Source organism: Tamaricihabitans halophyticus (assembly GCF_004340875.1).
GTDB classification, from domain to species: domain Bacteria; phylum Actinomycetota; class Actinomycetes; order Mycobacteriales; family Pseudonocardiaceae; genus Tamaricihabitans; species Tamaricihabitans halophyticus.
In genome coordinates this window covers 77,143-94,866 of sequence record NZ_SLXQ01000018.1, presented here as the reverse complement: position 1 = coordinate 94,866, position 17,724 = coordinate 77,143, and the positions used below count along the sequence as shown (strand labels likewise).

Sequence of the window (17,724 nt, the reverse complement as noted above, 5' to 3'; positions counted from 1 at the left end):
TTCAGTTCGTGATCTCGTCGGCGAGGCGCAGCAGGTCCTCACCGTCCAGTTCGTCCAAGGAGTCGCCGTTCTGCGCGACATCGTCATCCTCGGCGTCTCCTTCGGACGCCTGGCCATCCTCCGGTACCAAGCTCAGCACCAGATCAAGCACACCGGCTTGGCGTAGCCTGCTGATCGGGATCGACGTGAGCAACGACCGGATGTGCGCGTCTGGGTCGGCCGCGTCAGCTTCGCCAGTCACGTCGGGGTAAAGCTCCCCGCACAGATGTGTGGCGAGCGCGTTTGCCGTCGGGTAGTCGAAGACCACACCCCCCGGCAGCGTCAGCCCGGTCACTGAACCCAGCCGGTTGCGCAGCTCGACCGCCGTCACCGAGTCAAGCCCAAAGTCGCGGAACGGGCGGGATGTGGGCAATGTATCGCCAGCCGCGAAACCAAGAACTACTCCCGCTTCAGCGCGGACGATCTCCAGCAGCTCGCGTTCACGTTCCGCTATGGACAGCTCGTCGAGCCGGGCGAGCAGCGCGTGCCGATCCGTGGAGCTTTCCACCGGATCTGCTATCGGATCGGTGAGCGCCCGCACTTCGGGTAGCTCGGCGAGCAGCGGACTTGACCGCAGCGCCGTGAAACTGGGCGCGAATCGCGACCAGTCCATACTGGAAACCGCACAGGTCGGCGCGCCATCTTCGATCGCGAGACGTAGTGCGGTCACCGCGTGCGCGGGGTCCATCGCGAGTACACCGCGCCGACTGAGTTGCTCGTCGTTCTCGGCCCGGGCCGCGATACCTACTTTGCCCCAGGCGCCCCAAGCGACCGAGGTAGCTGGCTGACCCTGCGCGTTCCGGTATTCGGCGAGAGCATCAAGGTACGCGTTGGCTGCCGCATACCCCGGCTGATGCCCGCTGCCCCAGACGGCCGCGCCAGAGGAGAACAGTACGAAGTGCGCCAGATCTCTCGTCAGTTCATGCAGGTGCCGCGCGCCCGCGACCTTCGGGCCGAACAGCGCAGCGAGACCTTCGGTGCCCAGCTGCCGAACCTCGGCGTCTTGGCCGACCCCGCCCGCGGCGTGGAACACCGACGTCAGCGGGAGTTCGTCGGGGATAGCGGCGAGCAACCTGGTCACGTCGGCACGATCGGCGATATCGCAGGCCGTGACGGTGACCCGGGTGCCGGCGGCGCGCAACTCCTCGGCTAGTTCGCTCGCCCCGGGCGCGTCCGGGCCACGTCGGCTGGTGAGCAGCAGGTGCTCGGCACCGTGTTTCGCGGCCCAGCGAGCCACCTCACCGCCAACACCGCCGGTGCCGCCGGTGATCAACATTGTTCCAGTAGTACGGATTGTTTCGGTCTGCCCGGCTGGCGCGCGCGTGAGCCGCCGGCCGAATGCTCCGGAGGGGCGCACCGCTACCTGGTCTTCGGTGCCACCAAGGACACCGCGCAGCTGACCGGCGATCCGGTCGTCGATCGTCTCCGGTAGGTCGATCAGACCTCCCCAGGAGGACGGCAGTTCCAGTCCGGCAACTCGACCCAGTCCCCATACGCTGGCCTGTACCGGGTTCTGTAGCGGATCATGCTCGCCGGTGGATACCGCGCATCGGGTGAGACACCACAGTGGCGCGGCCAGTCCCACGTCCACCATGGACTGAATGACGGCAAGGGTGCCGAGCAGTCCGACTGGCACGTCAGCAGCGTCGGAGGCCGGCTCCGTCTGGATCCCAAGCAGCGAAACCACGCCCTTGGGCTGGTTTTCCGCGTCCGCGCTGGCCAGTTCCTCTGCCGCAGCGGCGATCCGTGCGGTCAACTCAGCGCGGTCCAACGGACTGGCTACTACCGGCCGCACCCGGTCGCCGAGTGCGGCCAGCACCGACGAGACCCACTCATCGGTGCTATGCCCCTCGGGCAGTACGACTAGCCAGGCCCCGTCCTCTCCGCCGGTCGGTTCGCCCAGTTGGGTCCAGCGAACCTGGTAGCGCCAGGAGTCCACCAGTTCCCGTTCGGCCGCGCGGTCGCGCCAGGCGGCAAGGCCCGGCGCCACCTGGCTTGCCACCTCGATGTCCACGTCAAGCGCGGTGGCCAGCGATTCCACATCCGCGGCTGATACCAGGTCCCAGAACGCGGTGTCCCCGGGTGCGGCGGTTTCCGTGGTGCCACGCTCCCACCAGTACCGGCGCCGCTGGAACGGGTAGGTCGGCAGGTCGATCCGGCGCCGCCCGTTGCCGTATACCGACGTCCAGTCAACGTCTACCCCGCTGACCCATGCCTCGGCGAACGAGGTCAGCAGCCGTTCCTGGCCACCCTGGTCCCTGCGAAGGGTGCCCACGGTGGTGCCCGCGGTACCCGTCACTTCAAGGGTCTCGCCGACCGCCGCGGTCAACACCGGATGCGGGCTTGTTTCGATAAACGTGTGGTGCCCAGCGACGACCAGCGCCGACACCGCGTCCTCGAAGCGCACCGCGGAACGCAGGTTCTGGTACCAGTATTCGGCGTCCAGTATCGTGGTATCGATCCGTTCCCCGCGCACGGTGGAGTAGAACGGAACATCAGCCGTTTTTGCCGATACGCGTCCTAGCGCCTCGGCGAGTTCGGCGTGGATCTCCGCCACCTGAGTGGAGTGCGAGGCGTAATCCACCGCGATCCGCCGCGCGCGCACCCCTGCGCGTACGCAGGCGGGTACGAGTTCGTCCAGCGCGGTCGCGGCGCCGGCGACCACCACGGTCTGTGGACCATTGACGGCGGCCACGGAGATATCGCTACCCCACGGCGCGATCAGCTCGCCGGCACGGTCCACACCGCAGGACAGCGAGACCATGCCACCACGGCCACACAGCGGCAACAACGCCTTGCTGCGCAGTGCCACGATCGCCGCGGCATCGGCAAGAGAAAGCGCACCAGCCACATAGGCGGCCGCGATCTCGCCCTGAGAGTGCCCAACCACGGCGGCTGGCTCGACGCCATGAGCGCGCCATACCGCGGCGAGGGAGACCATCATGGCGAACAGCGCCGGCTGTACGACGTCTACTCTGGACAGTAGATCGTCGTCACCAGTTCCGGTCACCACGTCGAGCAAGGACCAGTCGACATACGGTGCCAGCGCCTCGGCGCATTCGGTCATCGTCTCGCGGAATACTGGGGAGTTCTCCAGCAGACCCACCCCCATCCCCCACCATTGCGTGCCCTGGCCGGGAAAGACGAATACTGGCCCTGCTGACCCTGGCAACGCCGCGCCGGTGACCACGCCATGCGCGGGTTTTCCCTCGGCCACGGCATGCAATCCGGTGGTATGGGCCTCTGCCGAGTCGATGTCGGCTCCGGCTGCTGGAATCACTACCGCGCGATGGTCGAGGTCCTGCCGACCGGTGACCAGTGACCAGCCGACATCGGCAGGGCAAGACTGGTCGATGTCGGCAAGAAGGGCGGCTACCGCCCGCATCGCTTCCTCAGTATGCCCGGACAACGGCCATGGTATCGGGGTGTGCACGGTAGGCGGCTCGGTGTGAGGCAGGACCTCGGCCTGTTCCAGGATCACATGCACATTGGTGCCACTGATCCCGAACGAGGAAACGGCTGCCCGGCGTGGCCGGTCCATGTCGGGCCACGCCGTGTTCTCGGTGAGCAACTGGAGCGCGCCGGTTGACCAGTCGATATGCGGTGACGGCTGCTCGGCGTGCAGGGTTCGGGGTAGCACGGCATGGCGCAGCGACTCGATCATCTTGATCAAACTCGCGGCACCCGAGGCGAGCTGGGCGTGTCCGATGTTGGATTTCACCGATCCTAGGTACAGCGGGGTGGCGCGGTCTCTGCCGTAGGTGGCGAGAAGCGCGCCCGCCTCGATCGGATCGCCGAGCGCGGTTCCGGTACCGTGCGCTTCGACCACGTCAATGTCCGAACCGGACAGTCCGGCGGCGCCGAGCGCTGCCCGGATCACCCGCTGTTGCGAGGGGCCGTTCGGCGCGGTCAGGCCGTTGGACGCGCCATCCTGGTTCATCGCGCTGCCCCGCACGACCGCGCGAACCGGGTGTCCGTTGCGGCGCGCGTCGGACAGTCGCTCGAGCAGGAGCACACCCACACCTTCGGAGAGCCCCATCCCGTCCGCGCCCGCGCCAAAGGCCTTGCACCTGCCTTCCGCGGAGAGCGCGCCCAACTCGCCGAAGCCACCGAACTCGACCGGGCTGGCCATCACGGTGACGCCGCCGGCGAGGGCGAGCGAACTCTCGCCCGAACGCAGCGACTGGCAGGCAAGGTGTAACGCGGTCAGCGCCGAGGAGCACCCCGTGTCCAACGTGACCGCTGGGCCCTCCAGCCCGAACAGGTAGGCAACTCGGCCCGACATCAGGGCCGGCGACACGCCGGTTACCGAGTGCACGTCGGCGTCGATCTCACCGTATTCCTGGTAGCTGCCCCCGAAGAACACGCCGGTCGCGGTACCGCGCAGCGTGCCCATATCGATCCCGGCCAGTTCCACGGCTTCCCAGGTGGTCTCCAGCAGCAGCCGCTGCTGCGGGTCCATCGCGAGTGCTTCGCGGGGCGAGATGCCGAAGAACGTGGCGTCGAAACCAGCGATGTCGGTGAGGAAACCGCCGACGGCGGGCGTGTCCCAACCACGGTCGACCGGGGCTGGTCCGACCGCATCCACCCCATCGGCAACGAGCCGCCACAGCTCCTCGGCGGAGCTGACACCGCCGGGAAAGCGGCATGCGGTGGAGACGATGACGATCGGGTCGGACTCTTCGGCTCGCGTCGTCCCCGTGGTCTCCTCGACACCGAGTTCGGTCGTGCCAAGCAGTTCATCGCACAGGTAGTCGGCCAGCGCAAGCGGATTGGGGTGATCGAAGACCAGCGTCGCGGGCAGCGGCACGCCGGTCGCCGCGGTGAGCCGGTTGCGCAGGTCGATCGCGGTAACCGAATCGAACCCGACCTCTCGGAAGGCGGTGCGCTCCGGTAGCGCATCCACACTGGTATAGCCCAGCACCGCGATCGCTTCCGCCCGAACCACGCCGAGCAGTAACTGGCGCCGCTCAGCGGGACCCACCGGCCTGAGCCGATCGACGAGTTCCGTGGTGAGCGTGGCGCTCGCCTGTTCCCGTGCCAGCTCGGCGACCTCGGGAATCTCCGCGAAGAGCGTGGTCGAGCGCCCGGAACTGAACACCGGGTAGTAGCGCGCCCAGTCCACATCGACCAGTGCCAGCGCCGTCTCGCGGTCGTCCAGTGCCCGCTGCAGCGCGGTCATGGCCAGCTCGGTGTCCAGATGCCGCAGCCCGGTGCGCCGCGCCCCAAACGGATCGGCCGATCCGAACTGTTCGAGCACTTCGCGACTGTCCGGCCATTTTCCCCAGTGGATCGCGGTAGCTGGTAGGTCGGCCGACCGCCGGTGTTGTGCCAGCGCGCTCAGGTAGGCGTTACCGGCCACGTACGCGGCATGCTCGCCACTACCCCATAGCCCGGCGTTGGACGAGTAGAGCAGGAACGTCTCGGCGTCGGTGGCGAGCTCGTGCAGGTTTCGTGCCCCACTGACTTTCGGGGCCACGACCCTGGCAAAATCCGTCAGGGTCGTCTCGGCCAACCCGGCGAGCTCGATCACCGCGGCGGCGTGTACCACCGTGCGTACCGGCCGGCCGGTTTCGGCCAGCTCGGTGATCAGCTCGGCGAGTGCGGCGCGATCAGTGATATCACAACGAATCAGCTCGACCCGCTCGTCGAAGCCGGCTTCCCGTTCCGCGCGGCTGGTGAGCACGATGTCCTTGGCGCCATTGTCGAGTAGCCAGCGCACCACCGATGGGCCCAGCTGGCCGGTACCACCGGTGACCAGCACCGTTCCCTGCGGACTCCACCGTTCCCGCGGCGCGCCGGTTGCCGGAGCGCGCACCACGCGGCGAGCGTGGATTCCGGTTGCGCGAATAGCGAGCTGGTCCGCATCGGCTCCGCCGGCAAGGCTGGTAAGTAGCCGGCTGGCGGCTCGGTCGTCGAGTTCGGCTGGCAGGTCGATCACACCACCCCAGCGATGAGGGTGTTCCAGCGCCGCGGTCCAGCCAACCCCGAGTACCTGCGCCTGTATTGGATTGGTGAGCGGATCAGTGTCGCCTGTGGACACCGCACCTCGGGTGAGTGCCCACACGGGCGCGTCCCAGCCGGCATCGCCGAACGCCTGGATCAGCGTGATGGTCAGCGCCAAGCCGAGGGCGAGGTCGGGATGGGTCGTGCTCGGTTCCTCGGCGGCGGCGAGCACGGATACGACGCCAGCGATCTCCTCTGGGGGCGGCAGTCGGTCAGCCAGCGCTGTTCGGTCGAGGTCGGCTTCGTCCAGCCGCAGCACCCGCAGCGGAACGTCCGCGTCGGCGAAGCTCGAGACAACCTCGGTTCCCTCGGCCGCCTCGGCCAGCGACTCGGTGGTGACCAGTAGCCAGGTGCCATCCGGCACCTGGGCACGAGTGTCGGCGATCGGGCGCCATTCGGCCCGGTAGCGCCAGTCGTTCACGGTGGATTCGGCGTGCTGGCGAGTTCGCCAGGACCGCAACGCGGGCGCCAGTTCGGTGATCAGCTCGGCGGGAAGTCCCAGGTCGGTAGCGAAAGTGGTCGGATCGTCCAACGCGGCCCACAGGCCATCGACCGGTTCCCGCGCTGGCGTGGGCGCCGTTGGCCAGTACCGCTCCCGCTGGAACGGGTAGGTCGGTAGGTCGCCAATGACGCTGGCGCCGCCCGGCATCGTGGGCCAGTCCACCCGCACACCGCGTGTATGCGCCTCCGCGAGTGCGCGCAGCATTCGATCGGCACCGCCGTCGTCGCGGCGGAGAGTGCCGAACACCGCGGCGTCTGGACCCGCGCTGTCCTGTATCGGCAGGGTCAACACCGGATGCGGGCTCACCTCGATGAAGGTGTCGTGCCCGGCCTTGACCAGCGCGCGGACCGCGTCGTGCAGGCCAACGGTGCCGCGCAGGTTGTCGTACCAGTACTCGGCGTCGGCGGTTGGGTTCCAATCTCCGGTTCGCGTGGACCGGAACGGTACGACGGCGGCGTGTGGGGTGATGTCGGCGAGTTCGGCCAGCAGTACGTCGCGGATGTCTTCGACGTGTACCGAATGGGAGGCATAGTCGACCGGAATGGTTTTGGCGCGCACCCCGGATTCGACGCATTCGGCTACCAGTTCGGCGAGCGCACTCGGCTCACCGGAGACCACCACGGAGGTGGGGCCGTTGATCGCGGCGATCGAAGCGCGCTCACCGAAGCGACTCAGCCGTGCGATGACCGCCTCTACCGGCTCGGCGATCGATATCATCGCGCCACGACCGGCGAGGTGTCGCGCGATCGCCTTGCTGCGCAGCGCCACGACGCGCGCGGCGTCCTGGATGGACAGCGAGCCAGCGAGCACCGCCGCGGCGATCTCCCCTTGCGAGTGACCGATGACGGCGTCCGGGTGCACGCCATAGGCGGCCCACAGCCGGGCCAATGCGATCATCATCGCCCAGGAAGCCGGCTGCACCACGTCCACTCGATCCAGGTCACCATCGGCGCGAAGTGCGCCGTGCAGCGACCAGTCGATATACGGTTCGAGGGCCGCGGCGCATTCCTCGATCGCCTCAGCGAACACTGGCTCCTGGTCGAGCAGCGCCGCACCCATACCCGCCCATTGCGCGCCCTGCCCGGGGAACACGAGTACCACCCGACGTTCGGGGACCGCTTCGCCGGTGACCACCGCGCTCATGGGTCGTTCTTCGGCGAGGGCGCGCAGGCCATCGGTCAGCTCGGCGGTATCTTTACCCAACACCACCGCTCGGTGGCTGAACTGGGTCCGGCTGCCCAGTGCGGCGGCAACCGCAACCGGGTCCTCGGCGACATCGGACAGCCGCTCGGCCAGGTCGCTCAGCGCGGCGGGTGTTCGGGCGGAAAGCAGATACGGCACGGCGGGCGGATCTACCGGCTGCTCCGTGCTCGCCACTGGTGGTGGCTCCTCGAGCACGACGTGCGCGTTGGTACCGCTGATACCGAACGAGGACACGCCGGCGCGCATCGGCCGGTCGGCGGTTCCCCATGGCACGGCCTCGCCGAGCACGGAGACCGTGCCGGCCGACCAGTCCACATGCGAGCTCGGCTCGGCCACATGCAGGGTGCGCGGGATCAGCCGGTGCCGCATGGCCAGTACGATCTTCAGTACCCCGGCAACGCCCGCGGCGGCCTGCGTGTGCCCGAGATTGGACTTCACCGAGCCGAGCCACAGCGGGGTTTCCCGCCCCTGGCCGTAGGCGTTGAGTACGGCTTCGGCCTCGATGGGATCACCGAGGGCGGTTCCGGTGCCGTGCGCCTCCACTACATCAATGTCCGAACCGGACAATCCGGCGTTGGCGAGCGCCTGGTTGATCACCCGCTGCTGCGCGGGACCGTTCGGCGCGGTGAGGCCGTTGGATGCGCCGTCCTGGTTGACGGCTGAGCCTTTGACGATCGCGGCGACCGGGTACCCCGCGCGACGGGCTACGGAGAGCCGGGTCACCAGCAACATGCCGATGCCTTCGGCGAATCCGGCACCGTCCGCGCCGTCCGCGAAGGCTTTGCAGCGGCCGTCTGGGGACAGCGCGCCCTGCCGGCCGAGTTCGGTCAGCGGTCCCGCGGTGCTCATGACCGTGACACCGCCGGCGAAGGCCAGGTCGCATTCACCACGACGCAGCGATTCGGCGGCCAGGTGTAGCGCCACGAGCGATGATGAACAGGCGGTATCGACCGTCATCGCCGGGCCTTCCAGCCCGAAGGTGTAGGCGATCCGGCCGGCGAGCACGCTGGTTGCCATGCCGGTGCCGGCGTGCCCATCGGTGTCGTCCGGGCTGGCGCGGAGTAGCTCGAAGTAGTCCTGGCCATTGGTTCCGACGAATACGCCGGTTCGGCTGCCACGCACCGCCGCGGGGTCAATACCGGCCCGTTCGAAGCCTTCCCAAGTGGTCTCCAGCAGGAGCCGTTGCTGCGGGTCCATCGCCAGTGCCTCGCGCGGGGAGATACCGAAGAAGCCAGCGTCGAAACCGGCTACGTCGGCCAGGAAACCTCCGGCACCGGTGGCCAGTTCGGCATGGTCCCAGCCGCGGTCGGTGGGCAACGGGCCGGTCGCGTCGACCCCGTCCGCGAGGAGCTGCCACAACCGCGCGGGACTGTCGACGCCACCGGGGAACCGGCATGCCATCGCGATGATCGCGATCGGCTCGTCCACGGTTGCGGCGGCGACCGCTGTGTCCGTGTCCTCGCCGCTGAGCTGGGCGGTCAAGTGATCCGTCAGCTGGCGCACGGTGGGGAAGTCGAACGCTGTCCCTGCTGGGAGCGATATGCCGGTCAAGGCGGTCAGCTGGTTGCGTAGTTCGACTGCCGTCAGTGAGTCGAAACCGAGGTCCCGGAACGGCCTGTCGACGTCGATATCGGCGCTGCTGGCGTGCCCGAGGACATGGGTCACCGCGCCCCGTACGGCATCGAGCAGCACCGCGGGGTCGCGCAGGGTGGCGACCGGTGCGGGTGGCGCCTCGGCCACGTCCGGCAGTTCGGCGAACTGTGGGTGGTGGCGGTGACCCGCGAGCAGTCGTCGATCGGTCAGGTCGAGTACCAGTAGTGCCGGCTGCGCGGCGAGCGCCGCGACGGTGAGGAAGCCGACGGCCGCTTCGGGGTCGAGCAGGGGGAGGTCAGCGTACAGGTGAGCGGCCATCCCGTCACCGGACCAGGCGCCCCAGCCAAGCGCGATTGCTGGCCGGCCGGCAGCCCTTCGCCGGGCGGCCAGTGCGCACAGCTCGGCGTTAGCCGCGGCGTAGCCGGCCTGGCCGAGCTTGCCGAGGATGCCTGCCGCCGAAGAGAAGAGCACGAAGGCGTCGAGATCGCGGTCGGCGGTGAGTTCGTCGAGCACTCGCGCGGCGCTGACCTTGGCGTGGAACATGGCCTCGACGTCGGCATCCTCGAGGCCGTCGATAATGCCGTCGTGCACTACCCCGGCGGCGTGCACGACTGCGTCCACCGGATGCTCCGCCAGAATCTCCGCCATCTGCTCCCGGTCGGCGGCATCGGCGGCACGCAAGGTTACCTGGACTCCTGTTTCGGCCAACTCGGCTTGTAGTTCCGCCGAACCGGGAGCTCCGTGGCCGCTGCGGCTCACCAGTACCAGATGTTCGGCGCCCAGTTCGGCGAGCCGAAGGGCGATGCGACGGCCGAGCGCTCCGGTCCCGCCGGTAATCAGGACCGTGCCGGCCGGCCGCCAGTGTTCCGGGCTGGGCAGCTCGGCTGGGACGAGCCGGCGGACGTACACCCCGGATTCGCGCACTGCCAGCTGGTCTTCCGCACCGCCGGAGGCGAGTACGGCGGTCGCGTTGGCCAGCGCGCCCGCGGTGAGCTCGGCAGGAAGGTCGAGGAGGCCACCCCATTCGACGGGATATTCGAGCGCCGCGGTACGGCCGAGTCCCAGTACGGCGGCCTGGTTTTCGCCGGGCACCTCACCGTGGGTGGTCGCCACCGCGGCTCGGGTGAGTGTCCACAGCGGAGCGTCCAAACTGGTTTCGGCGAGCGCGCGCAGCAGACGCACGGTGGCCGTGACGCCAAACGGGGTGGCTGTCGAACTGCTCCCGGTCGCCAGTAGCGAGAGCACGCCCGTGGGCGCGGCTGCGGCGAGTGCCGCGGTCAGTTCCGCGTGGTCCATGTCGGCGTGGACAGTGACGGTTTCCGCGCCGAGTGCCGTGGCGACGGCGCTGGTCCAAGCGTCTGGCTCGGGCGGCACGACGGCGAGCCACCGGTGATCAGCCGCGGCGATCGTGACCGCGGTGCCAGCAGGCTGGGCAGCGGCGAGCTCAGGATGCGGGCGCCAGACTTCCTGGTACGTCCAGGACGCAATGGGCTGTTCGGTGGTTGGCAGGGTCGGCCAGTAGCGCTGATGTTGGAACGGGTACGGCGGTAGTTCGGCCGGTGGGATACCGGTGAACAGTGCTTTCCAGTTGACTTGCACGCCGGTAACGTGCAGCCGAGCAAGCGCCGTGAGCAGTGCGGTTTCTTCGCCCTGGTCCTTGCGGAGTGTCGGGATTCCATCGGCAAGTGCCGAGAGTGTGGCGTCTGGTCCGATTTCCAGGAACGTATCGGCTTCGGTCGCGGCAAGGTCGTCGGCGAACCGCACGGTATCGCGCACATGGTTCACCCAGTAGTCGACCGAACCAACATCCTTGACCAGCTGGATCGTCGGCTCGCCGAACTCGATTCCGGTAATAGCCTCGCGGAACTCGTCCAGCATCGGATCCATCAACGGCGAGTGGAACGCATGTGACACCCGCAGCCGTGTGTACTTCCGCTCCCCTACTGCCGTCAGAACCTCGTCCGCCACACCGGACAACACCACACTGTCCGAGTCGTTCACCGCCGCTATCGCGACACCATCGGTCAGCGTGAGCTCATCCTCGGCGGCGCGCACGGCGACCATCGCGCCGCCGTCCGGCAAAGCCTGCATCAACCGCGCACGAGCCGACACCAGCGTGCAAGCGTCATCCAGCGAGAAAACACCCGCGACGTGAGCGGCGGCGATCTCCCCGATCGAATGCCCCGCCAGCACACTTGGTCTGACCCCGAACGACTCGACCAGCCGGAACAACGCCACTTCCAGCGCGAACAACGCCGGCTGGGCCCAGCCGGTCTTGGTCAACTCAGCCTCGTCCGAACCCCACAGGATCTCACGCACTGAGCCGGTCGACCGCGCGTCAAGCGCATCAACCACATCGTCAAACGCGGTCGCGAACACCGGGAATCGCTCATACAACTCGCGCCCCATACCGAGCCGCTGCGCGCCTTGGCCGGCAAACAGCAGCGCCAACCGGCCAGGATCGCCGGCAACACCCCGTGCGGCCGCAACGACACTATCCGATGTGGACAACAATACCGACCGATGCGCGAGGGCGGCCCGCTTCACGAGTGCGGCACCGACCTCAGCTGGCGGCGCGGCCACGGTCGTGAGCTGCCGCTCCCGGTCGGCGAGCGCCGAGGCGGTATGCCCGGACAGTACCCAGGGAACCAGCGTTGGCCGCGAGGCTTCGTGCTCGACCACGAGATCGGTGGCCTGTTCGAGCAACACATGCGCGTTGGTGCCGCTTACCCCAAAGGCGGAAACGCCCGCGCGGCGGACCCGGCCAGTCGCTGGCCATGGTGTAGCGGTGGTGACAAGTTCGACGTCGCCCGTGTTCCAGTCCACATGCGAGGACGGGGTCGCGGCGTGCAGTGAGGCTGGCACGGTTCCCGAGCGCAGCGCCAGTACCGCCTTGATCACGCCGGTCACCCCGGCGGCGGCTTGGGTGTGCCCGAGATTGGACTTCACCGAACCGAGCAGCAGCGGGATCTCCCGATCCTGTCCGTAGGTCGCCAGCAGCGCCTGTGCTTCGATCGGATCGCCCAGCGTCGTCCCGGTGCCATGCGCCTCGACCACGTCCACATCCGACGCGGACAGTCCAGCTGAGGCAAGCGCAGCGCGAATCACCCGCTGCTGCGAAGGGCCGTTCGGCGCGGTCAAGCCGTTCGATGCGCCGTCCGAGTTCATCGCCGAGCCGCGAACAACCGCGAGTACCGGATAACCCGCACGTTCCGCGTCCGAGCGGCGGGTAAGCATCAGCGCGCCGACACCTTCGGACCAGCCGGTTCCGTCCGCATCGTCGGAGAACGCCTTGCATAGACCGTCCGCGGCTAGTCCGCCCTGGACAGAGAATTCGACGAAGGTGTTCGCCGTGGACATTACGGTGACACCGCCGACCAGCGCGCGATCGCATTCACCGTCGCGCAACGCCCTAGCCGCGAGATGCAAGGCGACCAGCGAGGACGAGCAGGCGGTGTCCACCGTAACCGCGGGCCCCTCGAGCCCGAGCAGGTAGGCGATCCGTCCGGAGAGGACGCTTGCCGCGTTACCGATACCCGCGTGCCCGGCCGTCTCCTCCTCGCTCATCCCGAGCAGCGACAGATAGTCCTGGCCGCTGCCGCCGACGAACACGCCGGTGCGAGTGCCCCGTAGTTCCGTGGGATCGATGCCCGCGGCTTCGATGGCTTCCCAGGTTGTTTCCAGCAGTAACCGCTGCTGCGGGTCGGTTGCGATCGCCTCGCGCGGTGAGATACCGAAGAACTCAGCGTCAAAGTTCGCCGCGCCGGCGAGAAATCCGCCTTGGGTAGTAGAGCTCTTCGCGGCCAACCCGGCCAGGTCCCAGCCGCGATCCGTGGGGAACGCGCTCACCCCGGTTTCCTCGGCGAGCAGCATCCGCCACAGTTCTGCTGGCGACGTGATATCGCCTGGCAGGCGGCAGCTCATGCCGACGATGACTACCGGATCCTCGGTGTGGCGCGTCGCCCGCGGGGTTTCGGCGGATGTCCCGTCATCCTGGGTTTCGGTCAGGAAAGCGGCCAGCGCCCCGGCATTCGGATAGTCGAACACCATGGTCGAGGGCAATGCGGCGCCCACGGTGGCGGCCAGGCGGTCGCGCAGTTCGACCGCCGTCAACGAGTCGAAACCGAGTTCCGCGAGCGCGCGATTCGGGGTGATCGCCTCGGTGTCCGCGTGGCCGAGTACCGCCGCGATTTCCCCGCGAACCAGCTCCAGCACCGCGTCCGGGTCGGCGGGCAGGGTCGGCCGCGCCGAGACACGCTCAGCCGGTTCCTGCGGTCCCGACAGGACGTCGAGTAACGGGCTTGGTCGGCGTGCGGTGAAGCTCGGCGCGAACCGCGTCCAGTCGATCTCCGCGACCACCAGAGTTGGTCGTCCCTCGACGACCACCTGGTCAAGCACCTCGATCGCGCCCGCAGGGTCCAGCTCGCGGACACCGAACCGGTCCAGTTTTCGGGATGCGTCGCGATGTTCGGCCGCCAGTCCGACGTCGGCCCAGGTGCCCCAGCCAACCGAGGTTGCTGGTAGGCCAGCGGCAGCCCGGTGCTCGGCGAGCGCGTCCAGGTACGCGTTGCCGGCGGAGTACCCGGCCATGCCCGCCGAGCCCCACACGCCCGCGGCGGAGCCGAAGAGTACGAACGCGTCCAGATCTTCGGTCAATTCGTGCAGATGCCGCGCGGCGAGCTTGGCGGCGAGCAGTTCGTCCAGCTGCGCGGGGGTGACCTCGGCGGCCGGGCCATCCCCGAGTACCGTGCCGGCGGCGTGCACGACGGCGTTGGGGCGATACTCATCGAGCACCGAGGCCAGCGCTTCTCGGTCGGTCACATCGCAGCGCACTATTGAGACCGGAATGTCGATACTCGCAGGCGGTTCACAGCCGCTCCGGCTGAGCAGCACCAGACGCTGCGCTCCGGAATCGGCAGCCCAGCGCGCGACGACACCGCCAAGGCCACCGGAACCACCCGTGATCAGGACGGTGCCTCGCAGTCGCGTTCGCGACGGCGCACCCGGCTTACCGCTTGGCGCACGCACCAGTCTGCGTCCGAAAACCCCCCAGGAGCGGACCGCGAGTTGGTCCTCGGGAGCGAATTCGCCGGCGAGCACGGCGATCAGTCGCTCCATGGTGCGCTCGTCCACCGTCTCGGGCAGGTCGACCAGTCCCGCCCAGGCCGCTGGTCGCTCGATCGCCGCGACCCGGCCAAGTCCCCACAGCGTGGCTTGTAGCGGTTGGCTCACCACGTCCCGGCTGCCCGTCGTCACCGCGCCCGTGGTGAGCGCCCACACCGGTACCTCGGCGTCCAACGCGCGCAGCAACCGGACGGTGCCCGCGAGGCCGGCGGGAACCGCCGCGGTCCCCTCCTCGGCCCGCGCGTCCAGGGCGAGCAACGACACGACCACGTCCACAGTGGATACGTCCACATCAGACGCGATGATCTCGGCAGCACACGCCACCGGGAGCAGCCGCACCTCGGCGCCGGCAGCACGCAACGCGGCTGCCAACGCGACACTGACCTGGAGTTCGTTGTCCGGATGAACCAGCAGCCAGTGACCGGTGAGTTCGGCTCTCGTCGTGCCTCGCAGCGGGGTCCAGTCAACCCGGTAGCGCCACGAGTCGGTGCGGGCGGCGGCCTGCTGTCGCTCGCGCCAGCTGGTGAGCGCGGGGAGCACTTCGGCGGCAGCGGTCGAGCTGAGTTCTAGGGCGTCCGCGAAGGCTTCCACATTGCCGTCAACGAGCTGCCAGAAGGCGCTGTCGCCGGTCAGTGTCGCACTGGCCGCACGGACTGGTTCGGGCCAGAAATCCTGGTGTTGGAAGGGATAGGTCGGCAGCTCGACCGTCCGCGCGCCGAGGCCGGCGAACAGGCCAGCGCGGATCGGTAGGCCCGCCACGTACAACCGCGCGAGACCGGTGATCGCGGTCCGCTCCTCATCGCGGTCGCGGCGTAGCAGCGCGACGGCGAGTACATCGTCCGGCAACAAGGCGCACAAGGCTGCGTCTGGGCCGACTTCCACGAACCTCGTGGTCCCCGCGGCGCGTAGCGCGGTCACCGCATCGGCGAACCGGACAGTGTCCCGTACCTGGCTCACCCAGTATTCGGCCGAGCAGATCTCCTCGGAGACTGGCCCACCGGTACGGGTAGACACCAGCGGGATGGCTGGCGGGTGGTAGCTGATGCCCTCGGCGACCTGGCGGAACTCCGCCAGCATCGGGTCCATCAGTGGCGAGTGGAACGCGTGGCTCACCCGCAGTCGGGTGGTCTTGCGGTCTGGGAAGGCTGCGAGTACCTCGGCCACCGCGTCTTCGGTGCCGGACAGCACCACAGATTCTGGTCCGTTCACGGCGGCCAGTGCAACGCCGTCGCGCAACCGCGGGTCGGCAAGGAGCGGCACCACTTCGTCTTCGGTGGCGCGAACCGCCACCATCGCGCCGCCCTCGGGCAGTTGCTGCATCAGCCGGGCGCGCGCGCCGACAAGCTGGCAGGCATCCGGCAGCGAGAACACGCCAGCGACGTACGCCGCGGCCAGTTCACCGATGGAATGTCCGGCAAGCTGATCGGGAACGACACCCCATGAGGTCAGTAACTGGTATAGCGCGACTTCCACCGCGAACAGGGCCGGCTGGGCCCAGCCGGTCTGGTGCAGCGCGGTCTCGTCGGTGCCCCACATCACCTCGCGCAACCCGGGAAACTCGGCGAGCACCGCGTCAAGCGCTTCGGCAAAGAGCGGGAAACGCTCGTACAGCTCCCGCCCCATCCCGATCCGCTGTGCGCCCTGGCCGCTGAACAGGGCCGCGGTTCGCCCGCCGTCCGCGACGCCGGTGAGCACCGTCGAGTGGGGCGTACCCGCGGCGAGCGCGGCGATACCGGTCCGCGCCTCGGTCATATCGGCCGCAAGTACGACGGCCCGATGCGCGAAGTCCGACCGTGTGGTCGCGTAGGAGTACGCGACATCGGCGAGGGAATCGGATTCGAGTTGGGTGGCGCGCGCGGCGACCGCGCGCAACACCTCCGGCGTGCGACCGGACAGTGGAATGGGCAGCACGCTGGGCTCTGGCCTTGCTACCGGCTCGTCCGGCTCGGTGGCTGGCTCTTCCTCAGGCGCCTGCTCGAGAAGGATGTGCGCATTGGTCCCGCTGATTCCGAACGCCGATACCCCGGCGCGCATCGGGCGTCCGGTTTCCGGCCACGGCCGTGCTTCGGTAAGCAGCGAAACCGAACCGGCTGTCCAGTCGACATGAGTGCTCGGCATGTCCACATGCAGGGTCGGTGGCAGCACGCCGCTGCGCATCGCCAAGATCATCTTGATGACGCCCGCGACACCACCGGCGTTCTGGGTATGGCCGATATTCGACTTGATCGAGCCGACGTACAGCGGCTCGGTGCGGTCCTGGCCGTAGGTTTCCAGCAGCGCCTGCGCTTCGATCGGGTCACCGAGTGTGGTGCCGGTACCGTGCGCCTCGACCGCGTCCACCTCTCGTGGACTGAGGCCCGCGTCAGCCAGTGCGGCACTGATCATCCGTTGCTGGGAGGGGCCGTTCGGCGCCGTGAGTCCGTTGGACGCGCCGTCCGAGTTGAGTGCGCTGCCGCGAACAACCGCCAATACAGGGTGATTGTTGCGCCGCGCGTCGGAGAGCCGTTCCAGCATGAGCATGCCGGCGCCTTCGCCCCAGCCGACACCGTCCGCGGCGTCCGCGAACGCCTTGGACCGGCCGTCCGCGGCCATGCCGCGTTGCCGGGAGAACATCACGAACAGATCGGGGCTGAGCAGTAGTGCGACCCCGCCGGCGTAGGCCAGACCGCATTCGCCCCTGCGTAGTGCCTGTACCGCCAGGTGGATGGCAACCAGCGAGGAGGAGCAGGCCGAATCGATGGTGACGCTGGGGCCTTCGAGGCCGAGCTGGTAAGCGATTCGCCCGGAGAGCACGCTGGGCGAAAGGCCGGTGACCGCGTGTCCTTCGAGTCGCTGCTGGCGCCCAAGGGCCTCGCCGTACTGGGCGTCGTAGCCGCCGATGAAGGTGCCGGTGTCGCCGCCGTGCAACGATCGAGGATCGATACCCGCGCGTTCGGCTGCCTCCCAGGCGATCTCCAGCATCAGCCGCTGTTGCGGATCGGTGGCCACCGCCTCGCGAGGTGAGATACCGAAGAAGTCGGCGTCAAAGGCGGCGGCCCGGTCGAGGAAGGCGCCTTGCAGGGTGTAAGCGGTGCCGGGGTGGTCCGGATCGGGGTGTTGGAGGGCGTCGGTGTCCCAGCCGCGGTCCGCCGGTGGGTCGGTGACGGTGTCCACGCCGTCGGCGAGGATCCGCCAGAGGTCTTCCGGCGTGTCCGCGCCGCCGGGAAACCGGCAGCTCATGCCGATTACCGCGATCGGCTCACTAGCGCGACTGGTGA

1 protein-coding gene is annotated in these 17,724 nt (G+C 68.5%); it reads right to left on the bottom strand.

Translation table 11 applies throughout. The features are described from left to right. Nucleotide 1 precedes the first annotated feature (1 nt). Nucleotides 2-17,701, bottom strand: coding sequence for a type I polyketide synthase (locus EV191_RS26265; RefSeq protein ID WP_481557253.1), 17,700 nt, complete (start codon nucleotides 17,699-17,701; stop codon nucleotides 2-4). Nucleotides 17,702-17,724: the final 23 nt, after the last annotated feature.